Raw genomic sequence first — 16,168 nt, forward strand, 5'->3', positions numbered from 1 at the left:
GATGAGGTGGTTTGAAAGACATCGGGGCAAGGGTATTTCAATGTTGCCATGAAGGCCCAGCTACCGCGCATCGAGCGCCAACCCGCAAATGAAAAAGCCCCGCCGAGGCGGGGCCGTGCAACGGGCTCGATGCCGATTCAGTGGAACTCGTAGAGCGCCACCTTCTTGCTCACCTCCAGCTGGCGGGACGTGCGTGCCCAGAGCTCGAAGTTGTTGACCGACGTGCCTGCGGCGTACTGCAGCCCGAGGCTGCTGTCGCAGTGCAGATCGTTCACGGTCTGCGTCGAGCAGCGCAGGACCACCGAGCGTGCCTGGCTCGCAACGCCCGTGCTGTCGTTGAAGCGCGCGCCCTGCTGGCCCGGACCGGGGCTCGGTGCGCGCCCGTACGCCGTGAACGACGTGGGGGGAAGCGCGCCTTGCGGCACGGTCCACGCGTCCAGGTTGCCGTCGGCGCTGAAGTCGATGAGGTTCGGATCGTTCTGGCTTGGCGCGCCGAAGACGAAGCTGCCCGTGGCCGAGCTTGCCGAGATCAGCTGCGAGCGCATCGCCGCCGTCAGGCCGACGAAGGCGACCTGACGGATCTCCCCGATGCTCTGCGCCCGCGACAGCGTGCGGTAGGACTGCGTCACGTTGCCGGGATTGCCGACAGCGCCACCCACCGGCACGAACTCGAGCTTCCAGACGCTCTGGTCGTTCAGCGCGCTGATCTGCGCGTCGCTGTACTGCGGGCTCAGGAAGAACAGATTGCTCTCCCTGTCGCTCGGGTTGCCCGCCGTCGCGGTGTTCTGGTACTCGCCGCGCAGGCGGAAGACGCTGCCGGACGTCGGCGTCACGCCATCGTCCTTCGCAGCGACGAGATAGGACAGCCCCGCGGTCGGCAGGTAGACCCGCGTCGAGCCGGTGGGGGTCGTCAGCACCACCTGGCTGAAGATCGAATTGCCGTTGCCGTCCGTCTTGTTGTCGATGTTGACGTTGTAGCCCGTCGTGTAGTAGCTGAAGTCCGGCGTATTGATCAGCTCGCGATGTTCGGAATAAGGCCGCACGCGGGCGGCGTAGGTATAGCCGTTGCCCGACAGCTTGAGCGTGCCGTTCACGTTGCGCGCGACGATGGTGTCGTAGTCGACGTTGCCGGACACGTCCGTCGTGCGGTAGCTCAGGAGCAGGTCGCCGTTCGCGCGGACATGCTCGAAGTTGCCGCGGTCCCACTTGAGGCCGGTGGTGCCGGGCCTGAACAGGCCCGCGAAGGCGCCGGCGTTGCTGCTGTCGCGCCCCACGTACGAGCCGTTCTGGTAGTAGGTGCCGGGGTCGTCGCCGACGAACATCGTGCGGCAGGCAGGCGCGATCACGTCGGTGGCCGTACCCGTCACGGCCGACGTGTCGTTCGGCGCGTTGACGCGCTGCGACAGCGGCAGTGCAAAGCATGCCGTGACCTTGTCGAACAGCGCCGCGACCGCCGCGGGCGACGGCACCTGCGCCAGATCGCCGGCCGCGATCGGAGGCAGCGTCGGCGTGTTGCTGTCGCTGGAACGGAAAGTGATCGAAACGGGCGCGCTGCCCTCGGTCGCGGGGACGGTCTTGACCGTGATCTCGATGTTGGCGGCGGTGCCGTCGGGGCGCACGCTCACCGAGATGGCGTCGAGCACCTTGTCCGGGCCGGTGCCGTCGGCCACGAAGACGCCGGAGACCGGATCGAGCGTCCCCTGGCCCAGCGTGCTCAGCAGCGGCTGGAGTGCGGCGACCAGGCTCGTCACCTGCTGCTGGATCGAGGCTGCGGTCAGGGCGCCGGGGTTCGCCTGGATGGCACCGGCCAGGCTGGCGGGGTTGCCGTCCGGCGACAGCCGGGAAACGATGATGGTGGTCAACGGCGAGACGTTGGCCGTGCCCCCCGTGGTGCTGGCGGTCGTGCTGTAGAGCGTCAGGTCGTCGCGCTGGGCCGTGATCACGAACGGGGCCTTGGCACTGGCGGGCAGGGCACAGGCGTAGGCCCCTGCGCTGTCGGTCTGCGTCGTGCACACGGTGGCGCCGGTCTGGTCGACGACGACGATGTTGGCGCCCGCGAAGGGCGCGCCGGTGGCGGCCACGCCGGACAACTGCGATGAGGTCTGCGGCGGGTTCGAGGCTGGCGGCGCCGATGGGGGCGTCGACGGCGGGGCCGCTGGCGGCGACCCGGCAATGGGGAACAGGGCAGCGCCGCTGCCCCCGCCGCCGCCACCACCACAAGCGGCCAACAGCACCAAGCTGGTACTTGCCGCAGTCGCGCACAGCGTTTTCTTGAAAGATGTCATGTCGGGAGGTCCTCGTAAAAAAGCAGAGCCGGATGTCACAAAATGTGGAGCGCAGTGTGCGAAAGAAGGCTGAAGGCCGCCTCCCCTGATCGCGGGATACGCGGCCTGTGCAAAGCAGGCAAAGCTCGCGCATCGGAAGCCCACGCGCGCATGCGTGCGGGCCTGTCACTCACCGGTTCCCAGGAAAGAGACCTGAATGAAAACTGTGCTCGCGACACCCCCTGCGGCCGCGCTGTGCAATGACCGCCGTTGACCGCGTCCGCGTCGCGCTGGTCGAGGACGAGGCCGGCACGCGCGAGCGCCTGTGCAGCGCGGTGGCCCAGAGCCCGGCGCTGGAACTGGTGTTCACGGCGGCCACGGCCGGCGAGATCCGCGCATGGCTGCGCGAGGGGCGGCCCGATGTGCTGCTGGTCGATCTCGGCCTGCCCGACGGCTCGGGCTTCGAGGTCATCGAGTGGTGCCGCCAGCTCGCGCCGAAGGCCGAGACGATGGTGATCACGATGTTCGGCGACGAGGCCAACATGATCCGGGCCTTCGAGGCCGGCGCGCGCGGCTACCTGCTCAAGGATGGCACCGAGGACGATCTGTCGCGCCACGTGCTGCAGCTGCACGCCGGCGGCTCGCCCATGTCGCCGATCATTGCGCGCCAGCTGCTGACCCGCATGGCGCCCGGCGCGGCCGCACCGGTCGCACCGGTCGCTGCGGTCGCGCCCGGGCCGGCCCAGGCGCCCGCCGCCGCCTCGCTGTCGCCGCGCGAGACCGAAGTCCTCGCCCTGGTTTCCCGCGGCTACACCTACCCCGAACTGACGAGCCTGCTCGGCATTTCGCTCAGCACCATCCAGACCCATGTCAAGAGCATCTACAGCAAACTTGCCGTGCATTCGAAAACCGAGGCGGTCTTCGAGGCCCGTCAACTGGGCTTGCTGGATCGCTAGCCTGGCGCTCGCGCTGCTGCTGGCCGTGCCAAGCGCCGAGGCGGGCAATGCCGGCGATGCGGGCGGTGGGGCCGACGCGGGCTTCGTGCAGATCGACCGCGCGCTCGTCACGCTCTGGCCCGATGGAAGCCCGGCCGAGCCGCCCGTCGAGCGCGCCCTGCCGCATCGGTGGGACATCGACCACCCTCACGGCGGCGGCAGGGCCCGCTATCAGCTCATGCTGCCGCCGGTCCGCGGTGAGGAGCCATACGCGCTTTTTTTTCCGCGCATCGGCAACCAGGTCGAGGTGCGCGTCGGCGGCCATCTGGTGGCCAAGCTGGGCAAGCTGGGTGACGAGTCGACGGACGTGGCCAAGCTACCGGTCCTGATGACGGTGCCGGCGGCCCTGCTCTCGCATGACGCCCCCACCGAACTGCAGGTGGATGCGGCGGTGCAGCCCGCCCGCTGGGGCGGACTCAGCGCGGTCATCTTCGGCGTCCAGTCGGTGGTGGTCCCGATGTATCGCACCAATGAATTCTGGCGCCAGTCCGCGCCCACCGCGATCACCTGGGCACTGGTGTTCATGGGGCTGATTGCGGGCGGCCTGTGGTGGCAGCACCGGGAGGGCCTGTATGGCATCTTCGCGCTGATCTCGCTTTTCGGGGTGACGACCATCTCCGGCCGGCTGCTGATCACGCCGCCGCTGCCGTGGCCGGCGTGGGGCGCGGTCGGCGGCATCGCGCTCTGCGTGCTCCTGCTGCTGATGGCGCGCTTCGTCATGGTGGCGATCGCCGAGCTGCGCCCCTGGATGCGGATCGCCTTCTGGGTGTACCTGGGGCTGTGCGTATGCGCCGTGACGGCCAGCTTTCTGTGGCGCCAGCCGTTGATCTACACCTTGGTGCTCGGCAGCCTGCAACTACCGGCGACGGTGATGGTGTACAGCATCGTGCGCAAGATGTGGCTGGCGCCAACATGGGAGTCGACGCTGATGTGCCTGGCCGGCGTCGCGGCGATCGTCGCCGGTGCGCGCGACCTCATGGTGGTCCGCGTTCCCGAGTCGGGCTCGATGTCCTACGCCATGCTGCCGCTGGCCGTGTTCTTCCTGGTGTTGGCAATGGGCGGGACAGTCGCGGGGCACTACGTTCGTCAGGTGGCCGCATACAGGGAGCTCAATGCCTCGCTGGTGCGGCGCATCGCCGAGCGGGAAGCCGAGCTCGGCGTGTCTCATCGACTGCAGCAGCGCCAGAGCGAGGAGCAGGCCGCGCTGCAGGAGCGCCAACGCATCATGCGCGACATCCATGACGGCGTGGGCGCACATCTGGTAGGACTGCTCAGCATGATGAAGAAAGGCGGCGCCGCTGCCGAGGCGCTACAGGAACAGGCTCACGCGGCGCTCGACGAACTGCGCATTGCGGTCGATTCGCTGCAGCCGGTGAACGGCGACCTCGCCACGGTCCTCGCCACGCTGCGCTATCGGCTGCAGCCGCGGCTGCAGGCCGCGGGGCTGCGGGTCGAATGGGAGGTGGCGGCGCTGCCCGAGATGCACGGCCTGACGCCGACCACGGTGCTCAACGTCCAACGCATCCTGCTCGAAGCCTTCACCAACGTGCTGAAGCACGCAGCGGCCACCACCGTGCGCGTGACGGCAAGGCGGGTCGAAGGCCCCGACCGGCTCGAACTGCGCGTGCAAGACGACGGAACCGGTATTTCCGCGGAACAGGGCCGCGTGTCCGGCCACGGCCTGGGCAACATGCGGGCACGGGCGCAGTCCATCGGCGCGGCCCTTGTCATCCAGCATGCGCAGCCGCACGGCACCATCGTCGAGCTGAGTTTGCCCATGGCTTAGGCACCAAGCGCATAGGAAGACGGCCGGACGCGGCCAGGAGCCGACGCTCGCCGTCATCGTCCAGTTCGCCTTCGTTTAAGCTCCACCGACCAAGCTTCCCGAGGTTTCCCCATGCTTCAAATGCGTCCTGGGTGTGAGTGCTGCGACCGAGATTTGCCGCCGGATTCAGCGGATGCCCGTATCTGTTCCTTCGAATGCACGTTTTGCAGCGATTGCTCCATCCAGCGCCTCGCCGGGACATGCCCAAACTGCGGCGGGGAGTTGCTCCCGCGCCCGTCGCGGTCGGCTGCCAAGCTTGAGAAGTACCCGGGCTCGACCGCGCGGGTGTTCAAGCCCGAGGGTTGCGCGGCAGCAACCTGACTTCACTTCGCCAGCTCAGTTATGCCGCCGACTTGTCGCGGCCGCGCGCGGACGCTTGGAGGGCGCAATCAGTTCGCCCCGAAGCCGATTTCAAATGGAGGGCTCAGAGCTCATGGCTGCCATCTTCGCTTTCAAATGCAGTTGCTGTGGTGACGTCCACGAAGGCTCCCCCAGCTTCGCCTTTCGAGCACCGGACCACTATGCATGCCTCTCGGATGAGCAGAAGGCATCCATGGGAAGACTGAGTGACGATTTTTGCACCATCACTCACGATGAAGGCACCGACTACTTTGTCCGAGCAGTACTTGAAATACCTATCCACGGAGTCGAAGATCCATTTCTTTGGGGAGTCTGGGTCTCGCTAAGCAAGAAGAGCTTTGATCGTTACTACGAAACATTCGACGATCCAGTTCAGGGAGAAGGATTCTTCGGCTGGGTTTGCAATGACATTGGCGTTTATCCGTACCCATCGGCCAGGCCTTCCGATGTTCAAGTTCAATCCGGCAAACAACGTCCAAAGGTGGTCCTCCACAAAGGTGACCCCGAGGACGACCAGTTGGTCATAGATCAAACAGAAGGCATTTCAGTGGCTCGTGCCCAAGAGTTGGCCGAGAAGGCCTTGCATCAGGCCTAGCCCCTGCATCGAGAGGATGTCGCCTGCACGCCTTCACCTGTGAAATCTCATGTCCCTTGAACTCTTGGCCAAGTGCCAGTGCGGTCTGCTCTCCGTAAATTTACCGGGGCCGAGCTCCTCGGTTGTCGCTTGTCATTGCCACGACTGTCAGCGGCGAAGCGGGTCACCCTTCGGCGTATTGGCCTACTACGCCGATGAGAGCGTCAAGATCACAGGCGAAGCAACTCGCTACGAGAGGGCGACCGCAACAGGTGGCACATTCGAAACCTTTTTCTGCCCGACTTGCGGATCTACCGTCTATGCCCGCGCCGGGCGGCATCCCGCGTTGATTGGCATCGCTGTTGGCGCAATCTGCGATCCAACATACCCGGCGCCCGTTCGGTCGGTTTGGGAGGAGCGCAAGCACGATTGGGTTGTGATTCCTGAGCCTGTTCAACACTTTCCGCGAGGACGGTCGTAGAGGCAAGAATCGGCAAGAACCGGTCTCTGGAGGTCAAGGCTGAATCGGGCTAAAGCGGAACCAGAAAAGCACGCATGACCAATGAAGACCATTCTTGATCGTGAAATCGCCGGCGTAGCATTTGCCATCCACCGCACATTGGTTCATCGATGAAGAAGTTGCTGCCGCTGGTCCTGTCCGCCCTGCTTGCCCTGTTCGCCTGTCAGGCCTACGCCACCCCACGCTTTCCGTATCCGGCAGACGAAGCACGAGCGTTGCTCACGCATCTCGGCGCCCATGTGATGGTCCTCAATTCCGACATGACGCTGATCAAGAAGAAGCCGGCGAGCGAGTTCGACCTGTTGACCTACTACCCGCTGCCCAAGGCCAAGGTCGACGAGTACAAGCGGAACGGTCACATCGTCAACAGGAACGACGACATCGCTGAATTCGTCACCTACAGGGTCAAGGACTACGAACTGACCAACGAGAAGCACGAAAAGCTCCGGATGAAGGACGACATCAGGGTTGCGTCGCTGCAGGACTTTGCACTCTGGACCTACGACAACGTCCTGTGCAGTCAACGAGGCTTCCAGGTGAAGTTGGACAAGACCTTCGAACGCGTCAAAGGGCACATCACGCTGATGTTCGAGATGCCCGGGAACGTCACGCGCGAGATCCGGGTTCCGATCGATCTCTCCATCGCAGATAAGGATCCGCGGCCCGCCATCTAAGGTTCGGACTGTTCGATAGGCACCCCGGCGCTCACCGCCAACCGACCGCCTCCAGCGCACCGACTTCTTGTAAGCGGCTGCCCCACTTCCTACCAGAGGTGCGGAATGAGACGATGACGCACACGGCTTGCGTATTCGTTGTACCCGGGAAGATCGCGGCGCAAGATTTTTTCCTCATCGAGAAGCCGCCAGAAAAGCACCGGCAGGATGAGCGGGACGAGACAGATCGTGAGCCACGAGCCGAGTGCAAGCGGCATGCCGATGAAAAGCCCGAGCGCTCCAGCGTACATAGGATGACGCACATAAGCGTAGGGGCCGCTGTCGATCACTTTTTGATCATCCGCAACACTGATGTTGGCTGCTGCAAAACTATTGACCTTCAGCACCCAGAAAATAAAGAGGAACGACAAGACGATCACGATGTTCCCGACAAGAGACAGGTACGCGGGCACCGGCGAAACGCCGAATCGGTAGTCGAGTGAAGGCAGGATGATAAAAATAAAAAACGCGAGGATGATGAGCGACACGATGATCTTCTGCGACCACTCTTTCTCATGCTGTGGCCCGGCATTCATGCGGCGTTCGAGAAGCGGCCTGTCGTGGAGGGCGAGGTAGACGGTGAAGCCGATGGTCGAGGCGGAAAAGACTGCGATGAAGAGCCAGCCTTGCCAGTATTGCCACGTGCCCGCGGGCAAGAAAATGAAGACGACGAATACGGCCATCCCCGCAACCCCTTGCGCGATGGCTTTCTTGTAGAGCGGGTCCATAAACGAGTGAATGGTATATCCGAGGCCCCGCTCCGCAACAAGCGGCCCAAGTGCGAGATTTCCGATGCCCGCTATGGAGGGCGAGAGCCGGCAGCTCAGGGGCCTTCGTATCAACCGCTCCTGCAGCTACAGTCGGCCAGAATTGACGACGAGCCCCAGTCCGGCGGGCCTTCGTCCTGCGCCCATCTCTTTCACAAGGACCCGATATGACCATCGAAACACAAGACGACGTCGTAGCCCTGAAGCGAATCGGCCGCATCGTTTCGCTGACGCTGCAGCGGATGCTCGATGCAGCGGAACCCGGCATGACCACGCGCGAGCTCGACCTGATCGGCGAGCGGCTGCTGGAGGAGCACGGTGCACGGTCAGCGCCTAAGTTCACGTACAACTTTCCGGGCACGACCTGCATCAGCATCAACGAAGAGGCCGCGCACGGCATTCCCAGTGATCGCGTCATCCGGGCCGGGGACGTGCTGAACGTCGACGTGTCGGCCGAGCTCGGCGGCTACTTCGCCGACACCGGCGGAACCACCGTGGTGCCGCCGACCACGCCACAGAAGACCCGCCTCTGTCACGCCACCCGCACTGCGCTGGCCGAAGCGATGAAGACCGCCAGGGCCGGGCAGCCGATCAACAGGATCGGCGCCGCCATCGAGCGCACCGCGAAGGCCTACGGCTTCAAGATCATCGAGAACCTCGCGAGCCACGGAGTCGGCCGTGCGCTGCACGAGGAGCCCGAGCACATTCCCGGCTACTTCGATCCTTCGGACACGCGCACGCTGCACGAAGGCATGGTCATCACCATCGAGCCCTTCCTGTCGACCAAGAGCCGCATCGTCACCGAGGCTTCCGACGGCTGGACGCTTGCGGGCGTGAACGGCAACCTGTCGGCGCAGTACGAGCACACGATGATCATCACGAAAGGTGCCCCCATCGTTGTCACGACGCATTGATTGACTGACTAGTTGATTGGTTGATCGACCGGCTTCTCGCGAAAGTCGGTCCGGCCTCTTCAACCGGGGCACTGAAGATAGCGCCCTGCCCCCCGCCGCTACCCCGCTACCCCGCCGCCGCCATCACATGTGCCAGCCACCGGGCCTTCGCCATGGCGGCTGGCAATCGCCTGTGCCGCGCGGTCCGTGGTCAACTTGAGCGCGTTGGCGTCGCGCGCTTCGATCTCGTTGCGCAGCGTCGTTTCCTGGCATTAGGCGGTGGAAACGTCGCACGCCGAGGGTGAGCGGCTCGTCTTCTTGCGCGTCTCAATCTCGATGCTGATGAAGCCCGCGCGGCTCACGTCGCTGCGGATCAGCGCCACGTCTTGATAGCCATGCGGCGTGCGGGCCAGAAACCATGGAGGGTCTTGCGGAAAGGTATCCGCGACGGCGCTGGTGACTTCGCGGCAAAAGCGTTGTCTTCGATGCGGTCCCACACGGTGCAGACAAAGCACCCGCCCGTCCTCAGCACGCGGCCCGCCTCGGCGTAGCCGGCGGCGCGGTCGGGGAAGAACATCGCGCCGAACTGGCAGAAGACGACATCGAACGAGGCGTCTTCGAACGGCAGCTTGAGTGCATCGGCCTGCTGCCATTTCGATGTTGCTGCTGCGGCCATCGGCGCTGTGTCGCCCTGCCGGGCAGCAGCGTAGTCGCTGCCGGCGGCTGCTTCGAGGACTGCGCCGGGGGAGAAGCCGGCGACCAGCTCAGCCGTGTCGGCGGCTAGGCCTCGGAGATCAAGGGGACCATGAGCGTGTCGTAGAGCTTGGGGATCGAGCCTGCGAATAGCTTGCCGCTTTCGGTCATGGGGTGGCTCCTTGAAAGCTGGGCGATGGATGGTGCGGTGCCCTTGGCCCATTTTTTCTCCAGCGGAGCATCTCCTGCAACCACGGGATTCCTCTTGCGCGATTAGCATCGTCATCTTCGCAGCCAAGCGAAATCACAAGACGGGGGAATCCTTGATCTTCACGACATACGCTGAAGTCCGAACCTACTACAAGCAAACCTATGAACCGAGTAGGCGATGGACTATGAACGCCTACCGTGCGCTGTCATTGTCGGACGCGATCAGACAAGCGACTGACACCATGGAGTTGACTCAGGACGGTCCGAAAAAGGACAAGCACAAGCGCTATTCGCGGATAACGCTTAACGCATGCCGCGACGCGCTCTTAGCGAAAAGACGACGCTTGAAATCCGTGGCGCAATTGGGCTTCGATGCATTGCTCAATGTAGTGGGAGATATCTTGGATGAAGCAGGCCTGCAGCAAGTAAGGGATCTCGGCCGATATGACTTCACCACCAAGATCGGGATAACTTTCGGAATCGAGCCCGAAGACAAAGTCTACGTTCATCGGAAACCCTTACGAATCGCACGCACCATGGGTCTTCCGATCGAGCGCCACGAAGGGTCGGCGCTGTATGTGCGCCGATCGGCTTTTCCTCAAGATCTGAGGTCGATGCGGTCGGATTCGCTTGAAAACATGCTTTGCAACTGCGGTGATGAACTGGTTGGAGTGACTCACCAAATTGGTCGCTACCGATAGAGGAAGGGCAGAGAAGACACGAGCCCATCGGGAACACAGCGCCGGCGCGCCCGAAGACCGCGACGATACCAATACTAAGTTGATGAAGGTTTGACTCTAGATCAACAAATGTCTTCCAAGGCCCCCTCGTCTAGAGAGAAGTCTTCCACCGTCTTAACCGCCATGTGGCCGAGTGAGAGCGAGAGGCTGTTCCGGATCGTTGCACTTTCGACAGCTTTATCTGAGGCGCTGGAACGCCCTAAAGGACGATCAAACTCGCTGTTTAACTTCTAGATACGAAGATTGACCCTCTACCAAATTTTGGTGATGGACGCCTGATGCGGCTACATGCAAGGATCAGCGCTTTTAGAAACTTCGAGGATCAGAAATCGTGGAGCATATTGACAATTTTCAAGAAATCATTACCGATCTTCAAAAGAAAAAAAGAAAAATCAATCTCTTGATTGGGAATGGTTTCAGCATGGCGTATGACAGCAAGATATTTTCATACAACGCTCTTGCCGATTTCGTTCAAGATCTTAACGATAAAACGCTTTCAAAGCTTTTCTCCGTGCTCAAGACAAAGAATTTTGAACTAATTATGGAGCAGTTGAGTACATTTTCCGATCTTTTGAATGCACTTGGCGCAGAAAAAGAAATCCAAGAAAAAATAACCTCCGCTCACAAGCAACTCAAGAAAAGCTTGCTGGATGCAATCAAAGCACTTCACCCGGAACATGTCTTCAAGATACCCGAAGAGAAGATGGTTACCTGCGCAACATTTCTCAAGATATTTCTAGATAGCAACGGCCATCTTTTTAGCACCAACTATGATCTGCTTCTCTATTGGGTCCTAATGCGACAAAACATTCCAAACGCAATTGACGGCTTTGGCAGAGAACTTGAAAACCCCATGGAAACCAAGCACGGCAAAGAGCCTGAATGGTCGGAGCTCCGCTGGGGTCCAAACGCTTCAAAGCAGAATGTTCACTATCTTCATGGAGCACTTCCACTATTTGATACTGGCGCCGAAGTAATAAAAGAACAATACGACAGCGAAGGATTTATTCTATTGGAAAACGCCTCGATTCCGGGGAATATCCAATTTTCGTCACAGCTGGCAATGGTGAAGAAAAACTTGCTCATATTCGTCACAATCGATATCTATCAAATTGCTACGATCACCTCTGCAATGTCGACGGCTCAATCATATCTTTTGGATTTGCATTTGGCAAATACGATGAGCATATTATTGAGGCACTCAATAAGGCTGCCCACGCCGAAAACAACAAACCACCCAAGCTCTGGAGTCTATACATAGGTACTTACTCCGATGCCGACAAAAACTACATCGAAAGCATAAAAGACAAATTTCACACAAAGCTATACACATTTAACGCCAAGACAGTTCCTTTGTGGGGCGTTTAATTTTTCAAAAATACTTCCATCATTTTGCGATGAACTGTGCAAAACTTTCTTCATGCTTGCTATGTCGTGCGGCGGCGTAAGCTTATGCAACGGGAGAGAGCGCTCTTCTTTGGAGTAGCACACACGTTGCATTGCTCCACAGTTTCTTGTTCGAACACGATGACAGCGAAAAGGAGCGCCGCATGGCAACCGCAAAGAAAAAATCTGTAGCCGCAAAAACCCGTACTAAACCTGCGGAGGAAGCCGCTCGTACACGTACAGCACGACCATATCCCGCCTCATCATTTCAGGATGCACTCGATCTAGGCAATGCCATCATGCAGCATGCTGCCGGCGAGCGAGTGCGACGCTTGACCCTGTTAGAGAAGATGGGCAAGTCGGCGACCAGTAGCGCGACAAAGATGATGATCACGAATTCAGGGAAGTACGGGATCACCACAGGTTCGTACGCCGCTGACTTCTTGGAATTGACACCTATCGGATCAATTGCAGTTAATCCGGCAAAGGCTGAAAAAGAACGCCGCAAATCAGCATTCGACCTGGCAATTGATGGGGTTGCTCCATTTAAACTGCTCTACGATCACTACAAAGGCAAGCGACTTCCCGAGCGTGAGATTATTAAGGATATTTTGCGAGATTCAGGAATCAATGTTCCCGATTTGGATGAATGCGTCGACACATTCATCGTCAATGTCAAAGATCTTGGTCTCCTTAGAACAATCGGAGGAGCCGAAACGCTCATTACCGTAGAACAGCTACTGGAAGAACTGCCTAACGTGGATGGTTCAGGCACAACTGCTCGCGCTCCGGCGACACAGCCCGCACCTCCCATTGTCAAGAAAGTTGCGGATGACTCTGCCAGCGCATCTGATTGGGAGAAAATCTGCTTCTATATCACCCCCATCGGAGCTGATGACAGTGTTGAGCGCAAACACGCCGATCTTTTCATGTCATCGCTTGTGCAGCCGGCTTTGGCAGAACTGGGGCTGACCGTCGTGCGGGCGGATCAGATCGGAGAAGCTGGAATGATCACAACGCAAGTTCTAGAGTATTTGAAGAAATCAAAGCTCGCGATCGCCGACCTTTCTTATTTGAATCCAAACGTTTTTTACGAGGTCGCGCTACGCCACGCCCTTCGCCTCCCGGTCGTTCAACTCATACGCAAGGCTGATCGACTGCCATTCGACGTTAATCAATCGCGAACATTGATTTTCGATACAAGCGATATCTACAGTCTCGTCCCGAAACTTCAGACCTACCGTGCTGAAATTGCAAATCAAGCACGTAAGGCGATTGAGGATCCCGAGAGCGTCGGGAACCCGGTGAGTGTCTTCTATCCAGATTTCTATAAATAGAAATGTCACTATGCAAGCCGAGACGCGAGGCAAGCGCTTAACTTGAGACCGTTCAGTCCGTAGAAATGCTATCTGGGACATAGGGCTCAGCGTCCAGACGAGCGTTTTTTCGGTCCTCGAATTTCCAGAATACGAAGGAAGCCATGCACCTATGGCAGCTGCTGAAAATCAGCCATCACCACACATGGTGCGTTTCTAGAAGTCGCGAAGGGGCACCAAACCAACTTTGAAGATTTGGTGCCCAAACGTCTCATCCAACCGGACCCATCTCCTGATACAACTCCACCGCCTCCCGCGCCAAGTCAGAAGCAATCCAAAGCAGATTCTCTCGATGCGCTTCCCCCGCATCCTGGAACCATCCGTCTCCGGCGCCGTAGAAGCACCACAGCAGCGAGTTCAACTGCTCCAACTTGTTCTCAAGAAGATCGGACGGATCCCGAGCCGTGGTCGCGTCCGCAGATGCCGGCCTCGCAGGCCCGGCCATAATTCGTTTAGCCACTTGGTGTGCTCCTTGTCAAAGTACTGCACGTCACTTGGTTAGACGGCTGAGGTGTTCGCGCACCTTGGCCGTCGCCTTTTGTGCCTCACGTTCGCGTCGATGCGTGCCGCACCAACAGCCCGCCGTGAGGCGAAGCGGTTCATCCATCAATGCAATAAGAAGTAGTGCCCTCCATGCCCACTTGGTGGGTCGTTCGACCACAGGGGCATTCACTGTATAGAAGGCCAGCCTCGCACAGAAAGAACTTCTGTTGAAGATTCCTCGATTCCTTCGAGTAATCGCCAATCGGCAGCGCCGGTACACAAAGCGCTGACAGTCAACGAAGCAGGCAAGCTATTCAGGAGCCCCGCCCGAACTCCCGCGCATGCTCCACCGCGTACTTGATCAGCTCCGCCTGCCCCTCTATGCCCAGCCGCCGCTTGATGCTCTGCCGGTGCGCTTCCACCGTGCGCACGCTCAGGCCAAGGTCACGCGCAATCTGCTTGCTCGACTCCCCTCGCCCCAGCGCAGAAAGAATCTCGCTCTCGCGCGGGGTGAGCAAAGGCCTCGGCTCCTGCGTGCGAAACAGCTTCTTCGACACGGCCGGGCTCAGGAATGTGCCGCCCGCCGACACAGCCTCGATGGCCGCGACGATCTCCGCCGCTGGCGCATCTTTCAGCACGTAGCCGCGCGCGCCCACCTGCAAGGCCTTCTGCACGTACTCGGGGTTGTCGTACATGCTGAGCATCACGATGTGCGGCGCGCCCTGGCGTTGCAGCAGCAGGGCCGCGAGCTCGATGCCGTTCATGTCCTTCATGCCGACGTCCATCAGCATGAGGTCGGGCCGCACGCTCTCCACCAGCGCAAGCGCTTCGGCGGCGCTGCCGGCCTCGCCGACGATCTGCAGGTTGGGCATGGAGCCGAGCCGGGCGCGCAGGCCGTCGCGCACCAGCGGGTGGTCGTCCACCAGGAACAGGCGCACGGCCGCGGTGGGCGTGTCCTTGGCTTGTTGTGTCGTGGTCATGCGGCCTGTGCCTTTGCGCTGCGGGCCGGCACCTCGGCCTCGATGGAGGTGCGCCCCGCGTTGGAGTTCATGGTGAGCCGCCCGCCGATGGCTTCCATGCGCTCGCGCATGTTGCGCAGGCCAATGCCGCGCCGCGGGTCGAGCTGCACGGCCTGAATGTCGAAGCCGGTGCCGTCGTCGCTCACTTCCAGGCGCACGCCCTCTTCGTCGTCGAAGTTCAGCGCAATGTGCACGTGCTGCGCGTGCGCGTGCTTGCGCACGTTGGTCAGCGCCTCCTGCGTCAGGCGGAAGAGCGCTGTCTTCACTTCGGGCTGCAGCTCGAAAGACTCGCCGCCGACCATCATCGAGGCATCGACGCCGCCCTCTTCCCTGAACTCGTCGACCAGCCGCTCCAGCGCGGCGGGCAGGCCCAGGGTGTCGAGCAAGGCGGGGCGCAGCCGGTGCGAGATGCGGCGCACCTCGATCAGCGAATCGTTGAGCCGCTGCAGCGCCTTGGCCAGCGCGGGCGGCGTCGTGGTGTGCTGCTGGCGGTCGAGCGACTCCACGGCCGATTCGATCAGCAGCTTGGCCGACACCAGCGTCTGGCTGGTGCCGTCGTGCAACTCGCGCGCGAGGTGGCCGCGCTCTTCTTCCTGCGACTGCACCACGCGCCGCGCGAGCAGGCGCAGCTTGGCCTCTGCCGTGCGGTGCTCGCTGAGGTTCAGCAGCAGGCCGGCGGCGCTGACCACGCCCAGGCACAGCGCGGCGATGCCGGCAATCCACAGCAGCGTGGCGGTGACGTTGGCGTTCATCTGCCGGTCGAGGGTGTCCATGGTCGACTGGATGTCGTCGAGGTACAGGCCGGTGCCGACCATCCAGTTCCAGCGCGGCAGCGCCGTAACGTAGCCGAGCTTGGGCGCCATCTGCGCGCTCGATGGCTTGCGCCACTCGTATTCGATGTAGCCGCCGCCGTTTTCCTTCGCGCCCTTGATCAGCTCCTGGATGGTGTAGCGGCCGCGCGAGTCGCGCAGCTCCCAGAGGTTTTTGCCGACCAGCTCGGGCTGGCGCGAGTGCATGAGCGAGTTGCCCTCGAGGTCGTAGACGAAGAAGTAGCCGTCGTCGCCGTAGTTGAGCGCGGCGAGGCGGCGCAGGGCCTCGTTGCGGGTGGCTTCGTCGTCCTGGCCGGATTCGTACAGCGGAAGCAGGTTGCTCACGGCCAGGTCGACGTAGCTGCGCAGTTCGCTGCGGCGCTGGTCCATGTAGCTGCGCTCGATGAGGGCGCGCTCGCGCTGGGCGAGGTCATGCTCCTGGTGGCGCACCGCGAGGGCCACGAGCACCAGTGCGATGAGCAAGGGTGCCACTGCGAGCGCAACGATCTTGGTGCGGAGGTTCATCGGGGGGCAAGGCTAC

At 61.2% G+C, this 16,168-nt stretch carries 15 protein-coding genes and 2 pseudogenes; 11 read left to right on the plus strand and 6 right to left on the minus strand.

Annotation, left to right across the window (positions count from 1 at the left end):
* Positions 1 to 137 precede the first annotated feature (137 nt).
* The gene (locus ASD05_RS14840) at positions 138 to 2,285 is read right to left on the minus strand and encodes a hypothetical protein (RefSeq protein ID WP_082572061.1); all 2,148 of its coding nucleotides are present in this window, start codon (positions 2,283 to 2,285) and stop codon (positions 138 to 140) included.
* Between the two features lie 239 nt (positions 2,286 to 2,524).
* Here ASD05_RS14840 and ASD05_RS14845 point away from each other — a divergent pair, with 239 nt between their 5' ends.
* The 6 genes from ASD05_RS14845 (at position 2,525) to ASD05_RS14855 (ending at position 7,212) form a co-directional block, all read left to right on the plus strand.
* Positions 2,525 to 3,220, plus strand: coding sequence for a response regulator transcription factor (locus tag ASD05_RS14845; RefSeq protein WP_056593556.1), 696 nt, complete (start codon positions 2,525 to 2,527; stop codon positions 3,218 to 3,220).
* 25 nt (positions 3,221 to 3,245) lie between these two features.
* A complete protein-coding gene (locus ASD05_RS14850) occupies positions 3,246 to 5,045 on the plus strand; it encodes a sensor histidine kinase (protein WP_056593559.1) in 1,800 nt (599 codons plus the stop codon).
* A gap of 111 nt (positions 5,046 to 5,156) precedes the next feature.
* Entirely contained in the window at positions 5,157 to 5,405 is a 249-nt protein-coding gene (locus ASD05_RS29495) for a DUF1272 domain-containing protein (protein WP_082572062.1), read from the plus strand.
* Between the two features lie 112 nt (positions 5,406 to 5,517).
* Positions 5,518 to 6,039, plus strand: coding sequence for a DUF2199 domain-containing protein (locus tag ASD05_RS29500; RefSeq protein WP_082572080.1), 522 nt, complete (start codon positions 5,518 to 5,520; stop codon positions 6,037 to 6,039).
* A gap of 49 nt (positions 6,040 to 6,088) precedes the next feature.
* The gene (locus ASD05_RS31050) at positions 6,089 to 6,499 is read left to right on the plus strand and encodes a GFA family protein (protein WP_082572063.1); all 411 of its coding nucleotides are present in this window, start codon (positions 6,089 to 6,091) and stop codon (positions 6,497 to 6,499) included.
* 149 nt (positions 6,500 to 6,648) lie between these two features.
* A complete protein-coding gene (locus ASD05_RS14855) occupies positions 6,649 to 7,212 on the plus strand; it encodes a hypothetical protein (RefSeq protein ID WP_056593562.1) in 564 nt (187 codons plus the stop codon).
* 89 nt (positions 7,213 to 7,301) lie between these two features.
* Here ASD05_RS14855 and ASD05_RS14860 read toward each other — a convergent pair whose 3' ends face one another.
* Complete coding sequence (locus ASD05_RS14860) at positions 7,302 to 7,979, minus strand: methyltransferase family protein (protein ID WP_056593565.1); 678 nt, start codon at positions 7,977 to 7,979, stop codon at positions 7,302 to 7,304.
* A 206-nt stretch (positions 7,980 to 8,185) separates the two neighbouring features.
* On the opposite strand from ASD05_RS14860, the gene map reads away from it, so the two are divergent.
* Positions 8,186 to 8,932 (plus strand): type I methionyl aminopeptidase, encoded by a 747-nt coding sequence (map, locus tag ASD05_RS14865; RefSeq protein ID WP_056593568.1) that lies wholly within the window; start codon positions 8,186 to 8,188, stop codon positions 8,930 to 8,932.
* Positions 8,933 to 9,030: 98 nt separating this feature from the next.
* Here the strand turns inward: map and ASD05_RS14870 are convergent.
* Positions 9,031 to 9,775: pseudogene (locus ASD05_RS14870) on the minus strand (class I SAM-dependent methyltransferase).
* Between the two features lie 224 nt (positions 9,776 to 9,999).
* Here ASD05_RS14870 and ASD05_RS30095 point away from each other — a divergent pair.
* The 4 genes and pseudogenes from ASD05_RS30095 (at position 10,000) to ASD05_RS30100 (ending at position 13,277) form a co-directional block, all read left to right on the plus strand.
* On the plus strand, positions 10,000 to 10,515 hold the full coding sequence (locus tag ASD05_RS30095; protein ID WP_157610099.1) for a hypothetical protein: 516 nt from the start codon (positions 10,000 to 10,002) through the stop codon (positions 10,513 to 10,515).
* Positions 10,516 to 10,975: 460 nt separating this feature from the next.
* Positions 10,976 to 11,509, plus strand: a pseudogene (locus ASD05_RS30930) (DUF4917 family protein); the annotation flags it as partial.
* 131 nt (positions 11,510 to 11,640) lie between these two features.
* Positions 11,641 to 11,922: a hypothetical protein gene (locus ASD05_RS30935; protein WP_268810542.1), complete on the plus strand. Its 282-nt coding sequence runs from the start codon at positions 11,641 to 11,643 to the stop codon at positions 11,920 to 11,922.
* A gap of 182 nt (positions 11,923 to 12,104) precedes the next feature.
* Positions 12,105 to 13,277 (plus strand): hypothetical protein, encoded by a 1,173-nt coding sequence (locus ASD05_RS30100; RefSeq protein ID WP_157610101.1) that lies wholly within the window; start codon positions 12,105 to 12,107, stop codon positions 13,275 to 13,277.
* A 250-nt stretch (positions 13,278 to 13,527) separates the two neighbouring features.
* Here the strand turns inward: ASD05_RS30100 and ASD05_RS14880 are convergent, their stop codons facing one another.
* The 3 genes from ASD05_RS14880 to ASD05_RS14890 form a co-directional block, all read right to left on the minus strand.
* Positions 13,528 to 13,776 carry a hypothetical protein gene (locus ASD05_RS14880; protein WP_056593575.1) on the minus strand — a complete coding sequence of 83 codons (249 nt, stop codon included), beginning with the start codon at positions 13,774 to 13,776 and terminating at the stop codon, positions 13,528 to 13,530.
* Between the two features lie 337 nt (positions 13,777 to 14,113).
* Entirely contained in the window at positions 14,114 to 14,779 is a 666-nt protein-coding gene (locus ASD05_RS14885; protein WP_056593578.1) for a response regulator transcription factor, read from the minus strand.
* On the minus strand, positions 14,776 to 16,152 hold the full coding sequence (locus ASD05_RS14890) for a cache domain-containing protein (protein ID WP_056593581.1): 1,377 nt from the start codon (positions 16,150 to 16,152) through the stop codon (positions 14,776 to 14,778). Before ASD05_RS14890 ends, ASD05_RS14885 begins: the two co-directional genes overlap by 4 nt.
* Positions 16,153 to 16,168 lie beyond the last annotated feature (16 nt).

It is taken from the genome of Variovorax sp. Root434, from assembly GCF_001426595.1.
In the GTDB taxonomy this organism is placed as follows: Bacteria; Pseudomonadota; Gammaproteobacteria; order Burkholderiales; family Burkholderiaceae_C; genus Variovorax.